Source organism: Streptomyces panaciradicis, assembly GCF_023516615.1.
In the GTDB taxonomy this organism is placed as follows: domain Bacteria; phylum Actinomycetota; class Actinomycetes; order Streptomycetales; family Streptomycetaceae; genus Streptomyces; species Streptomyces panaciradicis.
The window spans coordinates 1-18,425 of record NZ_JAMGBF010000010.1 but is presented as its reverse complement, the minus strand read 5'-3'; the positions used below and the strand labels follow the sequence as shown (position 1 = coordinate 18,425).

Here is an 18,425-nt window from a genome sequence, read left to right as displayed (position 1 = left end):
ATGGTGCAGATCAAGACCCCCGAGCAGATCGCCAAGATGCGTGAGGCGGGCCTGGTCGTGGCCGCCATCCACGCGGCCACCCGTGAGGCGGCGGTGCCCGGAGCCACCACCAAGGACCTGGACGAGGTCGCCCGCAAGGTCCTCGCCGAGCACAACGCCAAGCCCAACTTCCTCGGCTACGGCGGCTTCCCCGCGACGATCTGCACCTCCGTCAACGAGGTCGTCGTCCACGGCATCCCCTCCGACGACGTCGTCCTCAAGGACGGCGACATCATCTCCATCGACTGCGGCGCCATCATCGACGGCTGGCACGGAGACGCCGCGTACACGGCCTTCGTGGGCTCCGGCCACGCCCCTGAGCTGATCGAGCTCTCCCGGGTCACGGAGGAGTCGATGTGGGCCGGCATCGCGGCCATGAAGCAGGGCAACCGGCTCGTCGACGTCTCGCGGGCCATCGAGACGTACATCCGCCGCCAGCCGAAGCCGGGCGGCGGCAAGTACGGGATCATCGAGGACTACGGCGGCCACGGCATCGGCACCGAGATGCACATGGACCCGCACCTGCTGAACTACGTCGACCGCCGGCGGGGCAAGGGGCCGAAGCTGGTCCCCGGCTTCTGCCTGGCCATCGAGCCGATGGTGTCCCTGGGCACGCCCAGGACCGAGGTCCTCTCCGACGACTGGACGGTCATCACCACCGACGGCACCTGGTCCTCGCACTGGGAGCACTCGGTCGCGCTGACCGAGGAGGGCCCGCTGGTCCTCACGGCCCCCGACGGGGGCAAGGCCAAGCTGGCCGAGCACGGGGTCACGGCCGCGCCGGACCCGCTGGGCTGAGCGCTGCCCGTGCCGGGGTGCGCCGTGCGTCGGCGGCCGCCGGCCCGTCGTGGCTCGTCGCGCAGTTCCCCGCGCCCCTACGGGGCGCCACAGCCCGGCGCGCTTAAGGATCTCCCCCTTGGGGCATCCTTCCTCGATTCGTCTTTCGGGGGGCGCTGACGTAGACTGACTCGTCGGCTCTCGTGCACCCGCATGTCCGCATGCGCCCTCAGGGGAAAAGCAGGAGAGTCGATCAAGGTAGTCGATTCGAAGGGCGAAGCGTGGCCAAGAAGCAAGGTGCCATCGAGATCGAGGGCACTGTCGTCGAGTCTCTTCCGAACGCCATGTTCAAGGTCGAGCTCCAGAACGGCCACCAGGTCCTGGCACACATCAGCGGCAAGATGCGTATGCACTACATCCGCATCCTCCCTGACGACCGGGTCGTGGTGGAGCTGTCTCCGTACGACCTGACGCGTGGCCGGATCGTCTACCGCTACAAGTAGATCTTGCCCGCATCCCGCTTCGGCGGGGTGGTGGCACTGACCCGGAGAACCTCAATCCCATGAAGGTCAAGCCGAGCGTCAAGAAGATCTGCGACAAGTGCAGGGTGATCCGCCGTCACGGTCGGGTCATGGTCATCTGCGAGAACCCGCGCCACAAGCAGCGCCAGGGCTGACGCACGATCGACCGTCCCTCTGCATCGACATCGCAGGGATTCGCGCGACGCGAGCTGAATTGTTCATACGCAGGACCCAGGCCGACACGGCCTGACACCCCCGGTTCGGAGGCCGGGGACCCGGTTCGTACCTGATACGGCGGCCGGGAACCGGTTCTGCGGAAGACCTCCGAAGATCACCAGGAGCCATTGAAGTGGCACGCGTTTCCGGTGTTGACATCCCGCGCGAAAAGCGCGTGGAGGTCGCCCTCACCTACGTGTTCGGCATCGGCCGGACCCTTTCGCAGCAGACGCTTGCGGAGACGGGTATCGACCCGAACACCCGAGTTCGTGACCTGAGCGAAGAGCAGCTCGTCGCGATCCGCGAGTACGTGGACAACAACATCAAGACCGAGGGTGACCTCCGTCGCGAGATCCAGGCCGACATCCGCCGCAAGGTCGAGATCGGCTGCTACCAGGGTCTCCGTCACCGTCGTGGTCTGCCCGTCCGCGGTCAGCGCACCAGCACCAACGCCCGCACCCGCAAGGGCCCGCGTCGCGCCATCGCCGGCAAGAAGAAGCCGGGCAAGAAGTAGTCCTCAGCGGACAACGCTTCATCAGCGGTCTTCGCTGTAGGACCGACCACCTCCCCGTAGGAGTTTGTAGATGCCCCCCAAGGGTCGTCAGGGCGCTGCCAAGAAGGTGCGCCGCAAGGAAAAGAAGAACGTCGCTCACGGCCACGCGCACATCAAGAGCACGTTCAACAACACGATCGTCTCCATCACGGACCCGTCCGGCAACGTGATCTCCTGGGCCTCCGCCGGCCACGTCGGCTTCAAGGGCTCCCGGAAGTCCACGCCGTTCGCCGCGCAGATGGCCGCCGAGTCGGCTGCCCGCCGCGCCCAGGAGCACGGCATGCGCAAGGTCGACGTGTTCGTCAAGGGCCCGGGCTCCGGTCGTGAGACCGCGATCCGCTCCCTGCAGGCCACGGGCCTCGAGGTCGGCTCCATCCAGGACGTCACCCCGACCCCGCACAACGGCTGCCGTCCGCCGAAGCGCCGCCGCGTCTGACGCGCAGGCTCACGGTGGCTCGGCTGTCGGCTGGGGGTGTGGGGGTCGTCCCCCACAAGTCGCAGCACGGCTGCCGTCCGCCGAAGCGCCGCCGCGTCTGACGCGCAGGCTCACGGTGGCTCGGCTGTCGGCTGGGGGTGTGGGGGTCGTCCCCCACAAGTCGCAGCACGGCTGCCGTCCGCCGAAGCGCCGCCGCGTCTGACGCACGGTCGCTTTCAGGATTCGGGCGGTACGGCTCCGTAAAGGGGCGGTATCGCCCGTACCCTTGCAGTACCCGCGCTTTTCACGGGCGCGGTTTCCGTCGGGCGTCAAATAGCGGGCGTCCACGAAAGAAGGATCTGATCCACACATGCTGATCGCTCAGCGTCCCTCGTTGACCGAAGAGGTCGTCGACGAGTTCCGCTCCCGGTTCGTGATCGAGCCGCTGGAGCCGGGCTTCGGCTACACCCTCGGCAACTCCCTCCGCCGCACCCTCCTGTCGTCGATCCCCGGTGCCGCTGTCACCAGCATCCGCATCGACGGCGTCCTGCACGAGTTCACCACCGTGCCGGGCGTCAAGGAGGACGTCACCGACCTGATCCTCAACATCAAGCAGCTGGTCGTCTCCTCGGAGCACGACGAGCCGGTCGTGATGTACCTGCGCAAGCAGGGCCCGGGTCTGGTCACCGCCGCCGACATCGCGCCCCCGGCCGGTGTCGAGGTGCACAACCCCGACCTGGTCCTCGCCACGCTCAACGGCAAGGGCAAGCTGGAGATGGAGCTCACGGTCGAGCGCGGCCGCGGTTACGTCTCCGCCGTGCAGAACAAGCAGGTGGGCCAGGAGATCGGCCGTATCCCGGTCGACTCCATCTACAGCCCCGTGCTGAAGGTCACGTACAAGGTCGAGGCGACCCGTGTCGAGCAGCGCACCGACTTCGACAAGCTGATCGTCGACGTCGAGACCAAGCAGGCGATGCGTCCCCGTGACGCCATGGCCTCCGCCGGCAAGACCCTGGTCGAGCTGTTCGGTCTCGCCCGCGAGCTGAACATCGACGCCGAGGGCATCGACATGGGCCCGTCCCCCACGGACGCCGCTCTTGCCGCCGACCTGGCGCTGCCGATCGAGGAGCTGGAGCTCACGGTCCGCTCCTACAACTGCCTCAAGCGCGAGGGCATCCACTCCGTGGGTGAGCTCGTGGCGCGTTCCGAGGCCGACCTCCTGGACATCCGCAACTTCGGTGCGAAGTCCATCGACGAGGTCAAGGCGAAGCTGGCCGGCATGGGCCTGGCCCTCAAGGACAGCCCGCCCGGATTCGACCCCACGGCCGCCGCCGACGCCTTCGGCGCCGACGACGACGCGGACGCGGGTTTCGTGGAGACCGAGCAGTACTGAGTCAGTGCTGATCAGCGCTGATCAGTGCTTGATCGGTCGATGCCGGTGAGCATCCGCTCATCGGGTTCCTGACCCCGGTACCTGACACGGCCGGGGCAGACACACAGGAGAAGAACAATGCCGAAGCCCACCAAGGGTGCCCGTCTGGGCGGCAGTGCCGCGCACGAGAAGCTGCTCCTCGCGAACCTCGCGAAGTCGCTCTTCGAGCACGGCCGTATCACCACCACCGAGGCGAAGGCGCGCAAGCTGCGCCCGTACGCCGAGCGTCTGGTCACCAAGGCGAAGAAGGGCGACCTTCACAACCGCCGTCAGGTGCTCCAGGTGATCACGGACAAGAGCATCGTGCACACGCTCTTCACCGAGATCGGCCCGCGCTACGAGAACCGTCCCGGTGGCTACACCCGCATCACCAAGATCGGTAACCGCCGTGGCGACAACGCGCCCATGGCTGTCATCGAGCTGGTCGAGGCGCTGACGGTGGCACAGCAGGCGACCGGCGAGGCCGAGGCCGCGACGAAGCGTGCGGTCAAGGAGTCCGAGGAGGCCAAGGCCGAGGACACCAAGGCCGACGAGGTCGTCGAGGACGCGAAGCCGGAGGCCGAGGAGGCGTAAGCCGTCCTGGGGCTGCCGGTCCGTAGTGGCTGGTCGCGCTCGCGCGGCGGTAGCCGCATATGAGCACAGCCCCGCGCCCCTGAAGGGGCGCGACAGTGGGCCCGTTCCTTTCTGGGACGGGCCCACTCGCTGTTCCTGAGAGGATCTCCGTGTGAGTGACGAAGTGCAGCCCGGTTACGTACGTGTACGCCTCGACTTGTCCTACGACGGCACCGACTTCTCCGGCTGGGCCAAGCAGGCCGGCGGGCGGCGGACCGTGCAGGGGGAGATCGAGGGCGCCCTGCGGACGGTGACGCGGTCGGGGGAGACGACGTACGAGCTGACCGTCGCCGGGCGGACGGACGCCGGGGTGCACGCCCGGGGACAGGTGGCGCACGTCGACCTGCCGGAGCCGGTCTGGCGTGAACACCACCAGAAGCTGCTCAAGCGGCTCGCCGGGCGGCTGCCCAGGGACGTACGCGTCTGGGCCCTCAGAGAGGCGCCCAGCGGCTTCAACGCCCGCTTCTCGGCCGTCTGGCGGCGCTACGCGTACCGGGTGACGGACAACCCCGGCGGCGTCGATCCGCTGCTGCGCAACCACGTCCTGTGGCACGACTGGCCGCTCGACGTCGACGCCATGAACGAGGCGGCCCTGCGGCTGCTCGGCGAGCACGACTTCGCCGCGTACTGCAAGAAGCGGGAGGGCGCGACCACCATCCGCACGCTGCAGAAGCTGAGCCTGGAGCGGGGCGAGGACGGGATCATCACCGCCACCGTGCGGGCCGACGCCTTCTGCCACAACATGGTGCGCTCGCTGATCGGGGCGCTGCTGTTCGTCGGCGACGGGCACCGGGGCCCGGAGTGGCCGGGCAAGGTGCTGGCCGCGGGCGTCAGGGACTCGGCCGTCCATGTCGTACGACCGCACGGGCTGACGCTGGAGGAGGTCGGCTATCCGGCCGACGAGCTGCTGGCCGCCCGGAACAAGGAGGCCCGCAACAGGCGGACGCTCCCGGGGGCGGCCTGCTGCTGACCGCGGCGCCGGGAGCCTCGCGTGCTACTCGGTCGCCGCGGCCGACGCCTGGGCCTCGCCGCGCCTGCGGATCTGGCGGAACGTGAACGTCTGCAGGTCGTCGCCGGTCGAGAACACCTTCGTGTCCTTGTTCGTGACGTCCTTGCCGTTCAGGAAGCCGCCGGTGGTGAAGTAGGCGTACCGGCCGTAGGAGTTGACCGTCGTGCGGCAGGTCGCGGCGTTGCAGAAGGCCTTAACGCCGTCGCCCGCGAGCGGCTTGACGAAGCCCTTCTTGTCCGCCGTGCCCTTCACCTTGGTCGCCTGGGCCTCCGTGTCGAACACGGCCACGCCGACCGTCACCGCGACGCCGTCCTTCTGGTACGTCACGCGCATCAGACGGGTGCACTTGCCGGCCGTGAGGAGATTCACGTAGGTGCCCTGGACGGCCGAGGCGCAGTTGTTGGTGTCGGCCGTGGCGCCCTTCTGGTAGACCGTCGAGCCCATGGTCAGCCGGGCGCCCGGGAAGAGCAGGGCCGCGCTGAGCGGCGCCGTGTCCTTGGCCTTGCTGGAGATGAACTCCTTCGGGTCCAGCGGCGGCGGCGCGCTGGTCGGCGCGAAGGAGGGGGCGGTGGCGGTGCTGCCCGGGATGGACGCGCTGGCCGGCAGGTTCGACGGGTCGCCGGAGGCCTTGTTGTCGCCGTTCGCGGACACCACGGCCATCGCGACGGCGGTGCCTATCGCGAGGGTGGCCAGTGCCCCGCCGCCGATGAACAGCAGCCGGCGCCGCTTGTTGCGCGTCTCGGACGCCTCCGCGAGCGCCGCCCAGTCCGGTGTCTGGCCGTCACCGCCGCTGCTCCACGGCTGCTGGGAGTTCGGTTTCCAGGGATCCCATTGAGACTGGGGACCCCCCTGCTGCCCAAAGCTCATGGGGCGCATCTTAGACGGGGTACGGAGGGGGCCGGTGTGGCTCCGGCGAGGCTCCCGGGGACCTTTGCGACAGGGGTGCACATCTCGGCCGCACGAGGGTGGCGCGGCCTCGTTTTGACCCGTCCGGGGGCGCCCCGGTATCCTGCATCTTCGTTGTGTATTGGCTCGCTCGTTCTCACGCGAGAGACCGGTACCTAGGTTCCCTGGAGCAGTTACCAGTGGGCGGCATACGGGCAGCGTCCCCGGCCATTGTCGTCCCCAGCTGCACGATCGCTTCAGTGATGCCATGTGTCAGCACCCATCCACTGAAGATTAAGGCTGCGAAGTGCGTACATACAGCCCCAAGCCTGGCGATGTGACTCGCCAGTGGCACGTCATCGACGCTCAGGACGTCGTCCTGGGCCGTCTGGCCACGACCGCCGCGTCTCTTCTCCGCGGCAAGCACAAGCCGATCTACGCGCCCCACGTCGACACCGGTGACTTCGTCATCATCATCAACGCCGACAAGGTGCACCTCTCCGGCAACAAGCGGACCCAGAAGATGGCGTACCGCCACTCCGGCTACCCGGGTGGTCTGCGCTCCGTCCGTTACGACGAGCTGCTGGACAAGAACCCCGAGAAGGCCATCGAGAAGGCCGTCAAGGGCATGCTCCCCAAGAACACGCTGGGCCGTCAGATGCTCTCGAAGCTGAAGGTCTACAAGGGTGACCAGCACCCGCACGGCGCGCAGCAGCCGCAGCCGTTCGAGATCACCCAGGTCGCGCAGTAAGTCCGGCCACCCCAAAGCCTGAAGAGAATCTGAGGAGAATCGTGGCCGAGACCACTGCCGAGCAGCCGCTCGAAGAGCTTGACATCGACAGCTACACCACGGAGTCGGACGTCCCCGTCGAGGGCGAGTACACCTCCGAGTCCATGGCCTCCCGCTTCGGCGACCCGCAGCCGGCCGCCGGCCTGGGCCGTCGCAAGAACGCCATCGCCCGCGTCCGGATCGTCCCGGGCTCCGGCAAGTGGAAGATCAACGGTCGCACCCTCGAGGACTACTTCCCGAACAAGGTGCACCAGCAGGAAGTCAACGAGCCCTTCAAGGTGCTCGAGCTCGAGGGTCGCTACGACGTCATCGCCCGCATCGCCGGTGGCGGTGTCTCCGGCCAGGCCGGTGCGCTCCGTCTCGGTGTCGCCCGCGCGCTGAACGAGGCCGACGTCGACAACAACCGCGGCCCGCTCAAGAAGGCCGGCTTCCTCCGCCGCGACGACCGTGCGGTCGAGCGTAAGAAGGCCGGTCTGAAGAAGGCCCGCAAGGCCCCGCAGTACAGCAAGCGCTAATCACCAGCTGCCTGCACGTACTCCGAACGCCCCGGCGGCACGCCACAGTGCCGACCGGGGCGTTCGTTTATCACCGTCGTGGGCGTATAACGGCACAAGATGCTCAGAGGCTTGTGTGATCGGATGCCGGAATGTCGGGCTGCCGGTACGCCTGCAACAGCTGACGCTTTCTCAGGAGGACAAGTGGGACGACTCTTCGGCACGGACGGCGTGCGGGGCGTCGCCAACGCGGATCTGACCGCCGAGATGGCACTCGGTCTGTCGGTGGCGGCGGCGCACGTGCTGGCCGAGGCGGGTACGTTCGAGGGCCACCGGCCGACGGCGGTCGTCGGACGCGATCCGCGTGCGTCCGGGGAGTTCCTGGAGGCCGCGGTGGTCGCGGGTCTCGCGAGCGCCGGCGTCGACGTGCTGCGGGTCGGAGTGCTGCCCACGCCCGCCGTCGCGTACCTGACCGGCGCGCTCGGCGCCGACCTGGGCGTCATGCTGTCCGCCAGCCACAACGCCATGCCCGACAACGGCGTCAAGTTCTTCGCCCGCGGCGGCCACAAGCTCGCCGACGAGCTGGAGGACCGGATCGAGGCGGTGTACGACGCCCACCGGCACGGTGAGCCCTGGGAGCGGCCGACCGGCGCGGGCGTGGGGCGGGTGCGGAGTTACGACGAGGGGTTCGACCAGTACGTCGCCCATCTCATCGCCGTACTGCCGAACCGGCTGGACGGGCTGCGGATCGTCCTCGACGAGGCGCACGGCGCCGCTGCCCGGGTGTCGCCCGAGGCGTTCTCGCGGGCCGGGGCCGAGGTCGTCACGATCGGCGCCGAGCCGGACGGGCTGAACATCAACGACGGCTGCGGCTCCACCCACCTGGACAAGCTGAAGGCGGCCGTCGTCGAGCACGGGGCCGCGCTGGGCATCGCCCACGACGGTGACGCCGACCGGTGCCTGGCCGTGGACCACACGGGGGCCGAGGTCGACGGCGACCAGATTCTCGCCGTGCTCGCGCTCGACATGCGGGAGCGCTCGGTGCTGCGGTCCGACACGGTCGTCGCGACCGTCATGTCCAACCTCGGCTTCAAGCTGGCGCTGGAGCGGGAGGGGCTCAAGCTCATCCAGACGGCGGTGGGGGACCGCTACGTCCTGGAGGAGATGAAGCAGCACGGGTACGCGCTCGGCGGCGAGCAGTCCGGGCACGTGATCATCCTCGACCACGCGACGACCGGCGACGGGACGCTGACCGGGCTGATGCTCGCCGCTCGGGTCGCCCGGACCGGGCGGTCGCTGCAGGAGCTCGCGTCCGTGATGGAGCGGCTGCCGCAGGTACTGATCAATGTGCCGGACGTGGACAGGTCCCGGGTCGGTACGTCGGCCGAGCTGGCGTCCGCCGTCGCCGAGGCCGAGCGGGAGCTCGGGTCCACCGGGCGGGTGCTGCTGCGGCCGTCGGGGACCGAGCCGCTGGTGCGGGTGATGGTGGAGGCCGCGGACATCGAGCAGGCTCGGTCTGTGGCGGGGCGGCTGGCTGACGCGGTGAAGTCGGCGCTGGGGTAAGGGCGTTCGGCGGGTTCGGGGTGGGGGTGCTGTCCTCGCGGGCTGCTGCGCGGTCGTGGTTGATCGCGCCCGCGCGGCGGAGCCGCACATCGAGCAGAGCCCCGCGTCCCTAAACGGCGTTGCGCTTCCCGCGTTGTGTGGACCACAGCCACTTCTGGGTGAGCAGGGTCAGGGTGCCTGCCAGGACGATGCCCAGAAGGTTCAGCAGGAGCTGTTCCGAGGAGCGCACCGCCTGGTTGGTGTCGCTGTAGATCAGGGCCACCGCCGCGTTGGCGGCGGCCGGGACCGTCGTCACCGAGATGGCGACGCCGACCAGGGCGCCCGACTTGGCGGAGGTCAGGGAGAGGGTGCCCGCCGCGCCGGCCAGGACCGCGACCACGAACGAGAACCAGTCCGGGGCGTAGATGAAGTCCGTGTTGGGCCGGTCCGCCTCCAGTTGGGCCTTGCTGAACAGGCCGACCGCGTCCATGAACAGGCTGAAGCCGACCGTCAGCAGCATCGCCGCGGCGAAGCCCGCCAGCAGCGCTATGAGTGACCGCAGCGCCAGGCGCGGGGCGCGCTGCACGATCGCCGTGCAGATGCCGGCGAGGGGCCCGAACTCCGGGCCGACCGCCATCGCGCCCACGATGAGGATCGCGTTGTCCAGGACGACACCGCAGGCCGCGATCATCGTGGCGAGCGTGATGAACGCGAGGTAGGTGGCGGAGAGCGTCGACTCCTCGTGGGTGGCGTCGGTCAGGTGCTCCCACAGGACGGCGTCCGCGCCCTCGCCCGGGGCCTCCGCCTCCGCCTTGTCGGCCCGCCTCGACAGCGACAGGTCGATGTTCTCCACGGCGATCGAACCGGTGTTGTCCAGGCCCAGTTTCTGCAGCCCGCTGAGGAGTTCGTCGCCGGCCTCCCGGGCCACGTCGCACATCACGACGTCCCCGGCGGGGTTGCGGGCGGCGCCGGGGACGACGACGAGGTGGGTGGTGCCGACCGTCTTCTCGATCAGGCGGACCACGTCGTCCGTCGTGTCGGACGGTGTGATCAGGCGCAGGTGCAGCATGGGCGCAGACTAACGGTCAGAGCTTGCGCAGTCGCAGCCGCTGCACCGTGTGGTCCGGGCCCTTGCGCAGCACCAGGGTGGCGCGGCCGCGGGTGGGGGCGATGTTCTCCACCAGGTTGGGCTTGTTGATGGTGCGCCACTGCGTGCGGGCGTAGTCGAGGGCCTCCTCCTCGGAGACCTGGGTGTACTTGCGGAAGTACGAGTTGGGGTCCTGGAAGGCGGTCTGGCGCAGCTTCTTGAAGCGGTTGAGGTACCAGCTCTCGACGTCCTCGGCGCTCGCGTCGACGTACACGCTGAAGTCGAAGTAGTCGGCGAGGCCGACGCGGGTGCGGCCGTCCTTGCCGGGCAGGGCGGGCTGGAGGACGTTCAGGCCCTCGACGATCAGGATGTCGGGCCGGCGCACGACGAGCTTCTCGCCCGGGACGATGTCGTAGATGAGGTGGGAGTAGACGGGCGCGGTGACCTCGTCCTTGCCCGCCTTGACGTCGGCGACGAACCGGGTCAGGGCCCGGCGGTCGTAGGACTCGGGGAACCCCTTCCTCGACATCAGCCCGCGGGCTTGGAGCTCCCGGGTCGGCAGCAGGAAGCCGTCCGTGGTGACGCGCTCGACGCGCGGGTGCTCGGGCCAGCGGGAGAGCAGGGCCTGCAGCAGCCGGGCGACGGTCGACTTGCCGCAGGCCACCGAGCCGGCGATCCCTATCACGAAGGGGGTGCCGGACTGGGAGCCCTGCTCGCCGAGGAAGGTGTTCAGGGCGCCTCTGAGGCCGTCGGTGGCGCCCACGTACAGGTTGAGCAGGCGGGACAGCGGGAGGTAGATGTCCCGCACCTCGTCGAGGTCGATGACGTCACCGAGGCCGCGTAGTTTCTCGACCTCCTCGGCGGTCAGCGGCAGCGGCGTCTTGTCCCGCAACGCGCTCCACTCGGAACGGGTGAGGTCGACGTAGGGAGTCGCCTCCGGCCCTCGCCGGTGGGCGCTCCGGGGCATCGAGTTGACCGGAGAGATCACAGTCCATTGTTAACGGAGTTTGAACGCGATGGCGGGTGGGGTGCGTCACGCTTTTCCCGCCGGGGGTTCGTATGGCCGTGGTAATTTCCGAATCCGGGCACGCTGAGCCTCTTTCGGGCGCCGGTTCGCCCGTAGGCTGCCGCCCATGTGCGGAATCGTGGGATACGTGGGGTCGCAGTCGGCGCTGGATGTCGTGATGGCCGGACTGAAGCGGCTGGAGTACCGGGGGTACGACTCGGCCGGTGTCGCCGTGCTGGCGGACGGCGGGCTGGCGGCCGCGAAGAGGGCCGGGAAGCTGGTGAACCTGGAGAAGGAGCTGGTCGACCGGCCGCTGCCGACGGGTTCCACCGGCATCGGGCACACCCGCTGGGCCACGCACGGCGGACCGACCGACGCCAACGCCCACCCCCATCTCGACAACGCGGGCCGGGTGTCCGTCGTCCACAACGGGATCATCGAGAACTTCGCGGTGCTGCGGGCCGAGCTGGAGGAGCGGGGCCACGAGCTGGCCTCCGAGACCGACACCGAGGTGGTCGCGCATCTGCTGGCGGAGGAGTTCTCCTCCTGCGCGGACCTGGCGGAGGCGATGCGGCTGGTGTGCCGGCGCCTGGAGGGGGCGTTCACGCTGGTCGCGGTGCACGCCGACGAGCCGGACATGGTGGTGGGGGCGCGGCGGAACTCCCCGCTGGTGGTCGGCGTCGGCGAGGGCGAGGCGTTCCTGGCCTCCGACGTCGCCGCGTTCATCGCGCACACGCGCTCCGCGATCGAGCTGGGCCAGGACCAGGTCGTGGAGCTGCGCCGCGACGGGGTGACGGTGACCGGCTTCGACGGGCGTCCGGCCGAGGTGCGCTCGTACCACGTCGACTGGGACGCGTCGGCCGCCGAGAAGGGTGGCTACGACTACTTCATGCTCAAGGAGATCGCCGAGCAGCCCAAGGCGGTCGCCGACACACTGCTGGGGCGCATCGACGCCGCGGGCTCGCTGACCCTGGACGAGGTGCGGATCTCCGACGCCGAGCTGCGCGAGGTCGACAAGGTCGTCATCGTCGCGTGCGGTACGGCCTTCCACGCCGGGCTGATCGCCAAGTACGCCATCGAGCACTGGACGCGCATCCCGTGCGAGGTGGAGCTGGCGAGCGAGTTCCGGTACCGGGACCCGATCCTGGGCGCGCGCTCGCTGGTGATCGCCATCTCGCAGTCCGGGGAGACCATGGACACGCTGATGGCGCTGCGGCACGCGCGGCAGCAGGGGTCCAAGGTGCTGGCGATCTGCAACACCAACGGCTCGACGATTCCGCGGGAGTCGGACGCGGTGCTGTACACGCACGCCGGTCCGGAGGTGGCGGTCGCCTCGACCAAGGCGTTCCTGACCCAGCTGGTGGCCTGCTATCTGGTGGCGCTGTACCTGGGGCAGGTGCGCGGCACCAAGTGGGGCGACGAGATCACCGCCGTCATCCGGGACCTGTCCCAGATCTCCGGCGAGGTCGAGCGGGTGCTGGAGACCATGGAGCCGGTGCGGGCGCTGGCGCGCGGCCTGGCCCACAAGAACACGGTGCTGTTCCTGGGGCGGCACGTGGGCTACCCGGTGGCGCTGGAGGGCGCGCTGAAGCTGAAGGAGCTCGCCTACATGCACGCGGAGGGGTTCGCGGCGGGGGAGCTGAAGCACGGCCCGATCGCCCTCATCGAGGAGGACCTGCCGGTGGTGGTGGTCGTGCCCTCGCCGCGCGGGCGTTCCGTCCTCCACGACAAGATCGTCTCCAACATCCAGGAGATCCGGGCCCGCGGCGCGCGGACCATCGTCATCGCGGAGGAGGGCGACGAGGCCGTGGTGCCGTACGCCGACCACCTCATCCGCATCCCGGTCACCCCGACGCTGCTGCAGCCCCTGGTGGCGACGGTCCCCCTGCAGGTCTTCGCCTGCGAACTGGCCACGGCCCGCGGCAACGAGGTGGACCAGCCGCGCAACCTGGCGAAGTCGGTGACGGTGGAGTAGGCGCGGTTCAGGTGCGCCGTTCGGCGGCGCCCTGCGCGCTCAGGTACGTCCGGTACGTGATGCGCAGGAGCAGGATGCCCGGAACGACCGCCGGCAGAAGACGGCTCCAACGCGGTGCGGCGGACTCGGCCAGCTGGACGGCGGTGAGCAGTACGCCTGCCCCGAACAACGCGTCCACGCCCAGTATCAGCAGGAGCCCGAGGGACCACTTCCACGCCCTCTTCTCCTTCGCCGCCGGGGTCTCGGTGCCGGCGGCCGGCGCAGTGGCCCTCCGCTCCCGCGGCCGCGGGATCTCCTCCTCCCTGCGGGCCGGCAGCGGGACCACCGCCTCGTCGGGCACGGCCGCGTCCAGGACCGCGATCCGCTCGGGCGTGACATCGCCGTACAGGGTCGGTTCCACGGCCACGCGGAAGCCGTCGAGGCCGGTGAGGTACCGGGCCCCGTCGGGACGGGTGGTCATCGCGGCGCAGGCGTCGTACCGGACGGTCACCAGGCCGGCGGGCAGGGACAGCGTCACACCGGTGTCCCCGATGACCAAAGTGACGTCGTCGTCGTCCAGCGAGGGGTGCAGGGTGCCGGACACCCCGGTCTCCGAGTACTGCGGGGCCGGGGTCGGGCCCGCCCACTCGGCGCCGCGCGTCGGCACCTGGAGCAGCCCGCCGTCCCAGGCCGCGCGGGCCACCTCGCACAGGTCCTCCACGGTGACCGCCTCCAGCTCGGCCCGGTGCCGTTCGGGGGTCAGCAGCCGGTGGCCGAGCAGCAGGCTGTGCGCGTACGACGGCAGCAGGGCCGCGCCGAGGTCGGGCACCTCGTAGCGCCTCCGCAACTTGCCGCGCGCGGAGTCCAGTTCGGCTTGCTCGACGCGGCCCGCGCGCAGCCGGGCGAAGACGTCGACGAAGCCGCCGAGTGCCGCGTCCTGCTTCTGCGGCAGCGCGTCGGCGTACGCGGTGAGGGTGGCGAAGTCGGCGTCCCGCGGGGTGTAGTCGGCCTCCGCGGAGTAGGAGTAGCCGCCCTGCTGACGCAGGTCCTTGAAGAGGGCGCGGCCCAGGACCTCGGCGAACACGGCGGCGGCGGTGGAGCGGCGCACCACGGAGGTGAAGACGACGTGGCCGTCGTCGCCGCGGATGTAGGCGGGTGTGACGGGCAGCGCGTCGGTGGCGGCCGGGGCGGGGAAGCGGCGGCCGGCGGGCAGGGTGAGGTCCAGGCCCTCGGGCAGCCGGTCGCCGGTGAGCCACAGCACGGCGTTGTCCCGGGTGAAGCGGGTCTCGGCCCAGTGCCGCACCTGGTCGGCCGTCAGACTCCGGGTGCCGAGTTCGTCGTAGCTCGCGAGGCCGTAGCCCTGGGCGCCGTAGCGCCACAGCGGCATCTGTGACAGCGGGCCGTTGCCGCGGCTGCCCGCCTCCGTGCGGAGGATCTCCTTCTCGGTCTCCAGCCGCTCCAGCGGGAGGTCGCGCAGGGCCGCGCGGACGCCGTTGAGGTAGGTGACGACCTCGTCCTCGTCGCCGGTGACGTGGAAGAGGGTGTACGCGTCCGCCGTGGCGCCGTTGTAGTGCAGGTCGGACAGGCCCAGGCGGTGCAGGGCGAGGTGCTCGACGAGGTGGGTGACGCCGGTGGTGGGCAGGGTCTCGTCGGCCCGGCCCACCCGGAAGAGGAGACCGGCGGTCAGGGGGCCGGGGCGGGGCGCGAACAGGGCCGGGATGCCGTCCACGGTGGTGTGACCGACGAGGCCGTCGAGCGCGGCGAGGTCCGGCTGCGCCGTGGCGTCGGGCGCGTGGGGCACGTCGGGCGCGCTCGTGTCCTGTGCGGTCATGTCCTGGGTGGTCATGTCGTCGTCCCCGTCCTCAGAGCGTCGCCGACGCGGCCGTGCGGTAGGTCGCGAAACGGTTCTTCCAGTCGGGCAGGTACTGCCAGAACGACTCGGAGACCGTGTCGCCCAGGGCGGTGAAGTGCCGTGCCGCGTCCCGGAGATGACCGCCGAGCGAGAAGGCGAGCGCGAAGGCGCTGTGGCCGCCTAGCGAGTGCCATCCCGGCCGGTGGCCGGGATGCAGTACGGACATTCCGGCGGCCTCGCGCAGTTCGTTGCGGACCGCCACGTCGCGCAGGTACTCGGTGGCCGCGGCGCCGCCCAGGTCGAGCCAGTGCTCGATGTGGGCCTCGGCGATCAGGGCTCCTGCGGGGGAGCCGGGAGGCGCGGCCGCCGCCGTGTCCCTGGCGAAACCGTGCGCGGCCTCCCAGGAGCCGCTCCACTTGGGGCACAGCTGCTGCAACAGCTGCGACTGCGCCCGGAAGAGGTGCGGATGGTGCTCCGCCAGCCGGTCGTAACGCCGCCGCGCCTCCGACTGCCCCAGCTCCAGGCCGCGGGCGGTCAGCAGCCGGGCGGTCCAGGCGGGGCCGTACTCCGGGTGCTGCGCGCACACCTCGATCAGCAGCAGTTCGGCCTTGCGCAGCCAGTCGTGGAACTGGGCGAACTGGTCCCGCGAGACCCGCTCGGCCCGGGCGCCGCTGCGGATGCGCCAGCCGATGCGGACGTACCGCTCCGCGAGGAGGGTGCGGGGGAGGGGGTCGGCGGGCAGCGCCTTCGCTGCCCGTTCCAGATACGCCTCCGTGCGCTCCACGCCCGCGAGGAGTCCCGCGGCGAACGAGACGTCGGCGGCACTGTCCCCGATCCCGGCGAAGAAGTCCTGCGTGGCCGCCCAGTCGTCGTCCCACGCGGCGGCCCGCAACGGCGCCAGCCCGGGCAACGCGTCGAACGGATCACTCACCGTGCTTTCGCCCATACGGGCGCCCCCTTGACGGATCGATGAAAAGAGCGCGCGAACCGGCCCCCAGGCGCGCGAGAGGCTTCGCAGGCTAGCAGGGGGGTGTGACAGGAGGGGACCGGGATTTCGCGCAGCCGCTACGGCCTTTCGGACGGCTCGAGTTGACGTGGTCCGGCGCGGGCCGCCCGGCGCCTTAATGTGCTCGGCATGAGCATCATCGGGGTCGGTATCGACGTGGCCGAGATCGAGCGGTTCGAGGCGTCGCTGAAGCGTACGCCCGGGATGGCCGAACGGCTTTTCCTGCGGGACGAGTTGCTGTTGCCGAGCGGGGAGCGCCGCGGGGTCGCCTCGCTCGCCGCCCGGTTCGCCGCCAAGGAGGCCCTCGCCAAGGCCCTCGGCGCGCCGGCCGGCCTGCTGTGGACCGACGCCGAGGTGTACGTCGAGGACAGCGGGCGGCCGCGGCTGCGGGTGAAGGGGAGCGTGGCGGCGAAGGCGGCGGAACTGGGCGTGCGGTCCTGGCACGTGTCGTTGAGCCATGACGCGGGGGTGGCGTCGGCGGTGGTGATCGCGGAGGGCTAGGACTGTCCCGGGGGCGAGTGCGGGTGGTGGGGGGTTCGGGGCAGACTCGGCGTATGCGTACTGCGTACTGCGTGGAGACGGTCAGGGGTGCCGAGCGGGAGCTCATGGCCCGGGTTGCGGAAGGCGCGTTGATGCAGCGGGCCGCGGCGGGGCTCGCCGCCGCGTCGGCCGAACTGCTCGGGCGGGTCTACGGCAGCCGGGTCGTGCTGCTCGTCGGGAGCGGGGACAACGGGGGCGACACCCTGTACGCCGGTGCGCGGCTCGCCCGGCGCGGGGCGGCGGTCGCGGCCGTACTGCTGACGCCCGAGCGTGTGCACGCCGGAGGGCTCGCGGCGTTGCGGCGGGCCGGCGGCCGGGTCGTGGGAGCCGGGAGCGGCACCGGGTCCGCCGCGGCCGCGGGCGTCGACCGGGTGGAGGAGGCGGTCCTGCGCGCGGACCTCGTCCTCGACGGCATCGTGGGCATCGGCGGCACGGGCGGACTGCGGCCGGAGGCGGAGCGGCTGGCCGGGGTCGTCGCCGAGTCCGGGGCGTCCGTCGTCGCCGTCGACCTGCCCAGCGGTGTCGACGCCGACACCGGGGAGGTGCCGGGCGCCGCCCTCCGCGCCGACCTCACCGTCACCTTCGGCACGCACAAGCCCGGCCTGCTCATCGATCCCGCGCGCGAGTACGCCGGTTCCGTGCGGCTCGTCGACATCGGACTGGACGCTGTGCTGCCCGCGCGGCCCGAACTGGAGGCTTTGCAGCACGCCGACGTGGCCGCGCTGCTGCCGGCGCCTGGCGCCGAGAGCGACAAGTACCGGCGCGGAGTGGTGGGGATCGCCGCCGGGTCGGCCCGGTATCCGGGCGCCGCCGTCCTCGCCGTCTCCGGTGCGCTGCGCGGCGGCGCGGGCGCCGTCCGGTACGTCGGGCCCGCCGGGAACGCCGTCGTCTCCCGGTTCCCCGAGACGCTCGTGTCGGACCAGGGGCCGCACAAGGCCGGCCGGGTGCAGGCGTGGGTGGTCGGACCCGGCGCCGGGGACGACGCCGGGACCGTCGCCGAGGTGCTGGAGGCCGACGTGCCGGTGCTGATCGACGCGGACGGGCTGCGGCTCGCCGACCTGGACGTCGTACGGGAACGGCGTGCGCCCACGCTCATGACCCCGCACGCCGGGGAGGCCGCCGCCCTGCTCGGTGTCGCGCGCGAGGAGGTCGAGGGGGCCCGGCTGAAGTGGGTGCGGGAGCTCGCGGCGAAGTACCGGGCGACCGTGCTGCTGAAGGGGTCGACCACGCTCGTCGCCGCCCCGGGGGGTGCGCCCGTACGGGTCAACGCGACCGGCACGTCCTGGCTGGCCACCGCCGGCAGCGGGGACGTGCTGTCGGGACTCGCCGGGTCGCTGCTGGCCTCGGGGCTGTCGGCGCTGGACGCGGGCAGCGTGGCGGCGTACCTGCACGGCCTGGCCGGGCGGTTCGCGGCGGACGGCGCGCCGGCGGGGGCGCACGACGTCGCGGAGGCGATCCCGGCGGCCTGGCGGGACGTCCGCAGGTGACCCGGTGCGCCGCGGGGAAGCGCGAGGGCGGCCCCGGCGGCACGGCTCCGCAATAAGGGTGACCCGGCCGCGCGGCATCCCCGATCGGCCGTATCGCCGCGTTTCTCTGATGGGATGATCAGACGACGAATCGCCCACCGAGGCGTCGCGGTGCTGCTCATCGCGGCCACCGCCCTGTCCGTCGGCGCCGGCCTCCCCGCCGCTGCCG

The 18,425-nt window shown here is 70.8% G+C and carries 19 protein-coding genes; 14 read left to right on the top strand and 5 right to left on the bottom strand.

The genetic code is table 11. The annotated features are described in order from the left end of the window. The 8 genes from map to truA all read left to right on the top strand — a co-directional run bounded on the left by map (position 1) and on the right by truA (position 5,535). Positions 1-837, top strand: coding sequence for a type I methionyl aminopeptidase (gene map, locus M8J74_RS04185; protein ID WP_249835124.1), 837 nt, complete (start codon positions 1-3; stop codon positions 835-837). A 260-nt stretch (positions 838-1,097) separates the two neighbouring features. Further along, on the top strand, positions 1,098-1,319 hold the full coding sequence (gene infA, locus M8J74_RS04180) for a translation initiation factor IF-1 (RefSeq protein WP_003948620.1): 222 nt from the start codon (positions 1,098-1,100) through the stop codon (positions 1,317-1,319). A gap of 59 nt (positions 1,320-1,378) precedes the next feature. Beyond that, on the top strand, positions 1,379-1,492 hold the full coding sequence (rpmJ, locus tag M8J74_RS04175) for a 50S ribosomal protein L36 (protein ID WP_003998809.1): 114 nt from the start codon (positions 1,379-1,381) through the stop codon (positions 1,490-1,492). A 194-nt stretch (positions 1,493-1,686) separates the two neighbouring features. Further along, positions 1,687-2,067: a 30S ribosomal protein S13 gene (rpsM, locus tag M8J74_RS04170; protein WP_020135802.1), complete on the top strand. Its 381-nt coding sequence runs from the start codon at positions 1,687-1,689 to the stop codon at positions 2,065-2,067. Between the two features lie 70 nt (positions 2,068-2,137). Next, positions 2,138-2,542 (top strand): 30S ribosomal protein S11, encoded by a 405-nt coding sequence (rpsK, locus tag M8J74_RS04165; RefSeq protein ID WP_003956432.1) that lies wholly within the window; start codon positions 2,138-2,140, stop codon positions 2,540-2,542. Positions 2,543-2,891: 349 nt separating this feature from the next. Next, positions 2,892-3,914 carry a DNA-directed RNA polymerase subunit alpha gene (locus tag M8J74_RS04160; protein ID WP_003966937.1) on the top strand — a complete coding sequence of 341 codons (1,023 nt, stop codon included), beginning with the start codon at positions 2,892-2,894 and terminating at the stop codon, positions 3,912-3,914. Positions 3,915-4,031: 117 nt separating this feature from the next. Further along, a complete protein-coding gene (gene rplQ / locus M8J74_RS04155; RefSeq protein ID WP_058923754.1) occupies positions 4,032-4,526 on the top strand; it encodes a 50S ribosomal protein L17 in 495 nt (164 codons plus the stop codon). 151 nt (positions 4,527-4,677) lie between these two features. After that, entirely contained in the window at positions 4,678-5,535 is an 858-nt protein-coding gene (truA, locus tag M8J74_RS04150; RefSeq protein WP_249835123.1) for a tRNA pseudouridine(38-40) synthase TruA, read from the top strand. Positions 5,536-5,559: 24 nt separating this feature from the next. Here truA and M8J74_RS04145 read toward each other — a convergent pair whose 3' ends face one another. Further along, the gene (locus M8J74_RS04145; protein ID WP_249835122.1) at positions 5,560-6,441 is read right to left on the bottom strand and encodes a hypothetical protein; all 882 of its coding nucleotides are present in this window, start codon (positions 6,439-6,441) and stop codon (positions 5,560-5,562) included. Between the two features lie 325 nt (positions 6,442-6,766). On the opposite strand from M8J74_RS04145, the gene rplM reads away from it, so the two are divergent. The 3 genes from rplM (at position 6,767) to glmM (ending at position 9,306) form a co-directional block, all read left to right on the top strand. Next, entirely contained in the window at positions 6,767-7,210 is a 444-nt protein-coding gene (gene rplM / locus M8J74_RS04140; RefSeq protein WP_058923752.1) for a 50S ribosomal protein L13, read from the top strand. Between the two features lie 41 nt (positions 7,211-7,251). After that, the gene (rpsI, locus tag M8J74_RS04135) at positions 7,252-7,764 is read left to right on the top strand and encodes a 30S ribosomal protein S9 (protein WP_058923751.1); all 513 of its coding nucleotides are present in this window, start codon (positions 7,252-7,254) and stop codon (positions 7,762-7,764) included. 183 nt (positions 7,765-7,947) lie between these two features. Further along, complete coding sequence (gene glmM / locus M8J74_RS04130; RefSeq protein ID WP_249835121.1) at positions 7,948-9,306, top strand: phosphoglucosamine mutase; 1,359 nt, start codon at positions 7,948-7,950, stop codon at positions 9,304-9,306. 109 nt (positions 9,307-9,415) lie between these two features. Here glmM and M8J74_RS04125 read toward each other — a convergent pair whose 3' ends face one another. Then, positions 9,416-10,354, bottom strand: coding sequence for a DUF389 domain-containing protein (locus tag M8J74_RS04125; protein WP_249835120.1), 939 nt, complete (start codon positions 10,352-10,354; stop codon positions 9,416-9,418). Between the two features lie 16 nt (positions 10,355-10,370). Next, a complete protein-coding gene (gene coaA / locus M8J74_RS04120) occupies positions 10,371-11,339 on the bottom strand; it encodes a type I pantothenate kinase (protein WP_249835119.1) in 969 nt (322 codons plus the stop codon). 166 nt (positions 11,340-11,505) lie between these two features. Here coaA and glmS point away from each other — a divergent pair, with 166 nt between their 5' ends. Next, a complete protein-coding gene (glmS, locus tag M8J74_RS04115) occupies positions 11,506-13,353 on the top strand; it encodes a glutamine--fructose-6-phosphate transaminase (isomerizing) (RefSeq protein WP_249835118.1) in 1,848 nt (615 codons plus the stop codon). A 7-nt stretch (positions 13,354-13,360) separates the two neighbouring features. On the opposite strand, the gene M8J74_RS04110 is transcribed toward glmS, so the two are convergent. Both M8J74_RS04110 and M8J74_RS04105 read right to left on the bottom strand, forming a co-directional pair. Beyond that, complete coding sequence (locus M8J74_RS04110; RefSeq protein WP_249835117.1) at positions 13,361-15,178, bottom strand: M16 family metallopeptidase; 1,818 nt, start codon at positions 15,176-15,178, stop codon at positions 13,361-13,363. Positions 15,179-15,194: 16 nt separating this feature from the next. Beyond that, entirely contained in the window at positions 15,195-16,130 is a 936-nt protein-coding gene (locus M8J74_RS04105; RefSeq protein ID WP_249835116.1) for a hypothetical protein, read from the bottom strand. Positions 16,131-16,319: 189 nt separating this feature from the next. Here M8J74_RS04105 and M8J74_RS04100 point away from each other — a divergent pair, with 189 nt between their 5' ends. Both M8J74_RS04100 and M8J74_RS04095 read left to right on the top strand, forming a co-directional pair. Next, positions 16,320-16,691: a holo-ACP synthase gene (locus M8J74_RS04100; protein ID WP_058923746.1), complete on the top strand. Its 372-nt coding sequence runs from the start codon at positions 16,320-16,322 to the stop codon at positions 16,689-16,691. Between the two features lie 53 nt (positions 16,692-16,744). Then, the gene (locus M8J74_RS04095; RefSeq protein ID WP_249835115.1) at positions 16,745-18,217 is read left to right on the top strand and encodes an NAD(P)H-hydrate dehydratase; all 1,473 of its coding nucleotides are present in this window, start codon (positions 16,745-16,747) and stop codon (positions 18,215-18,217) included. The last annotated feature ends 208 nt before the right edge of the window (positions 18,218-18,425 follow it).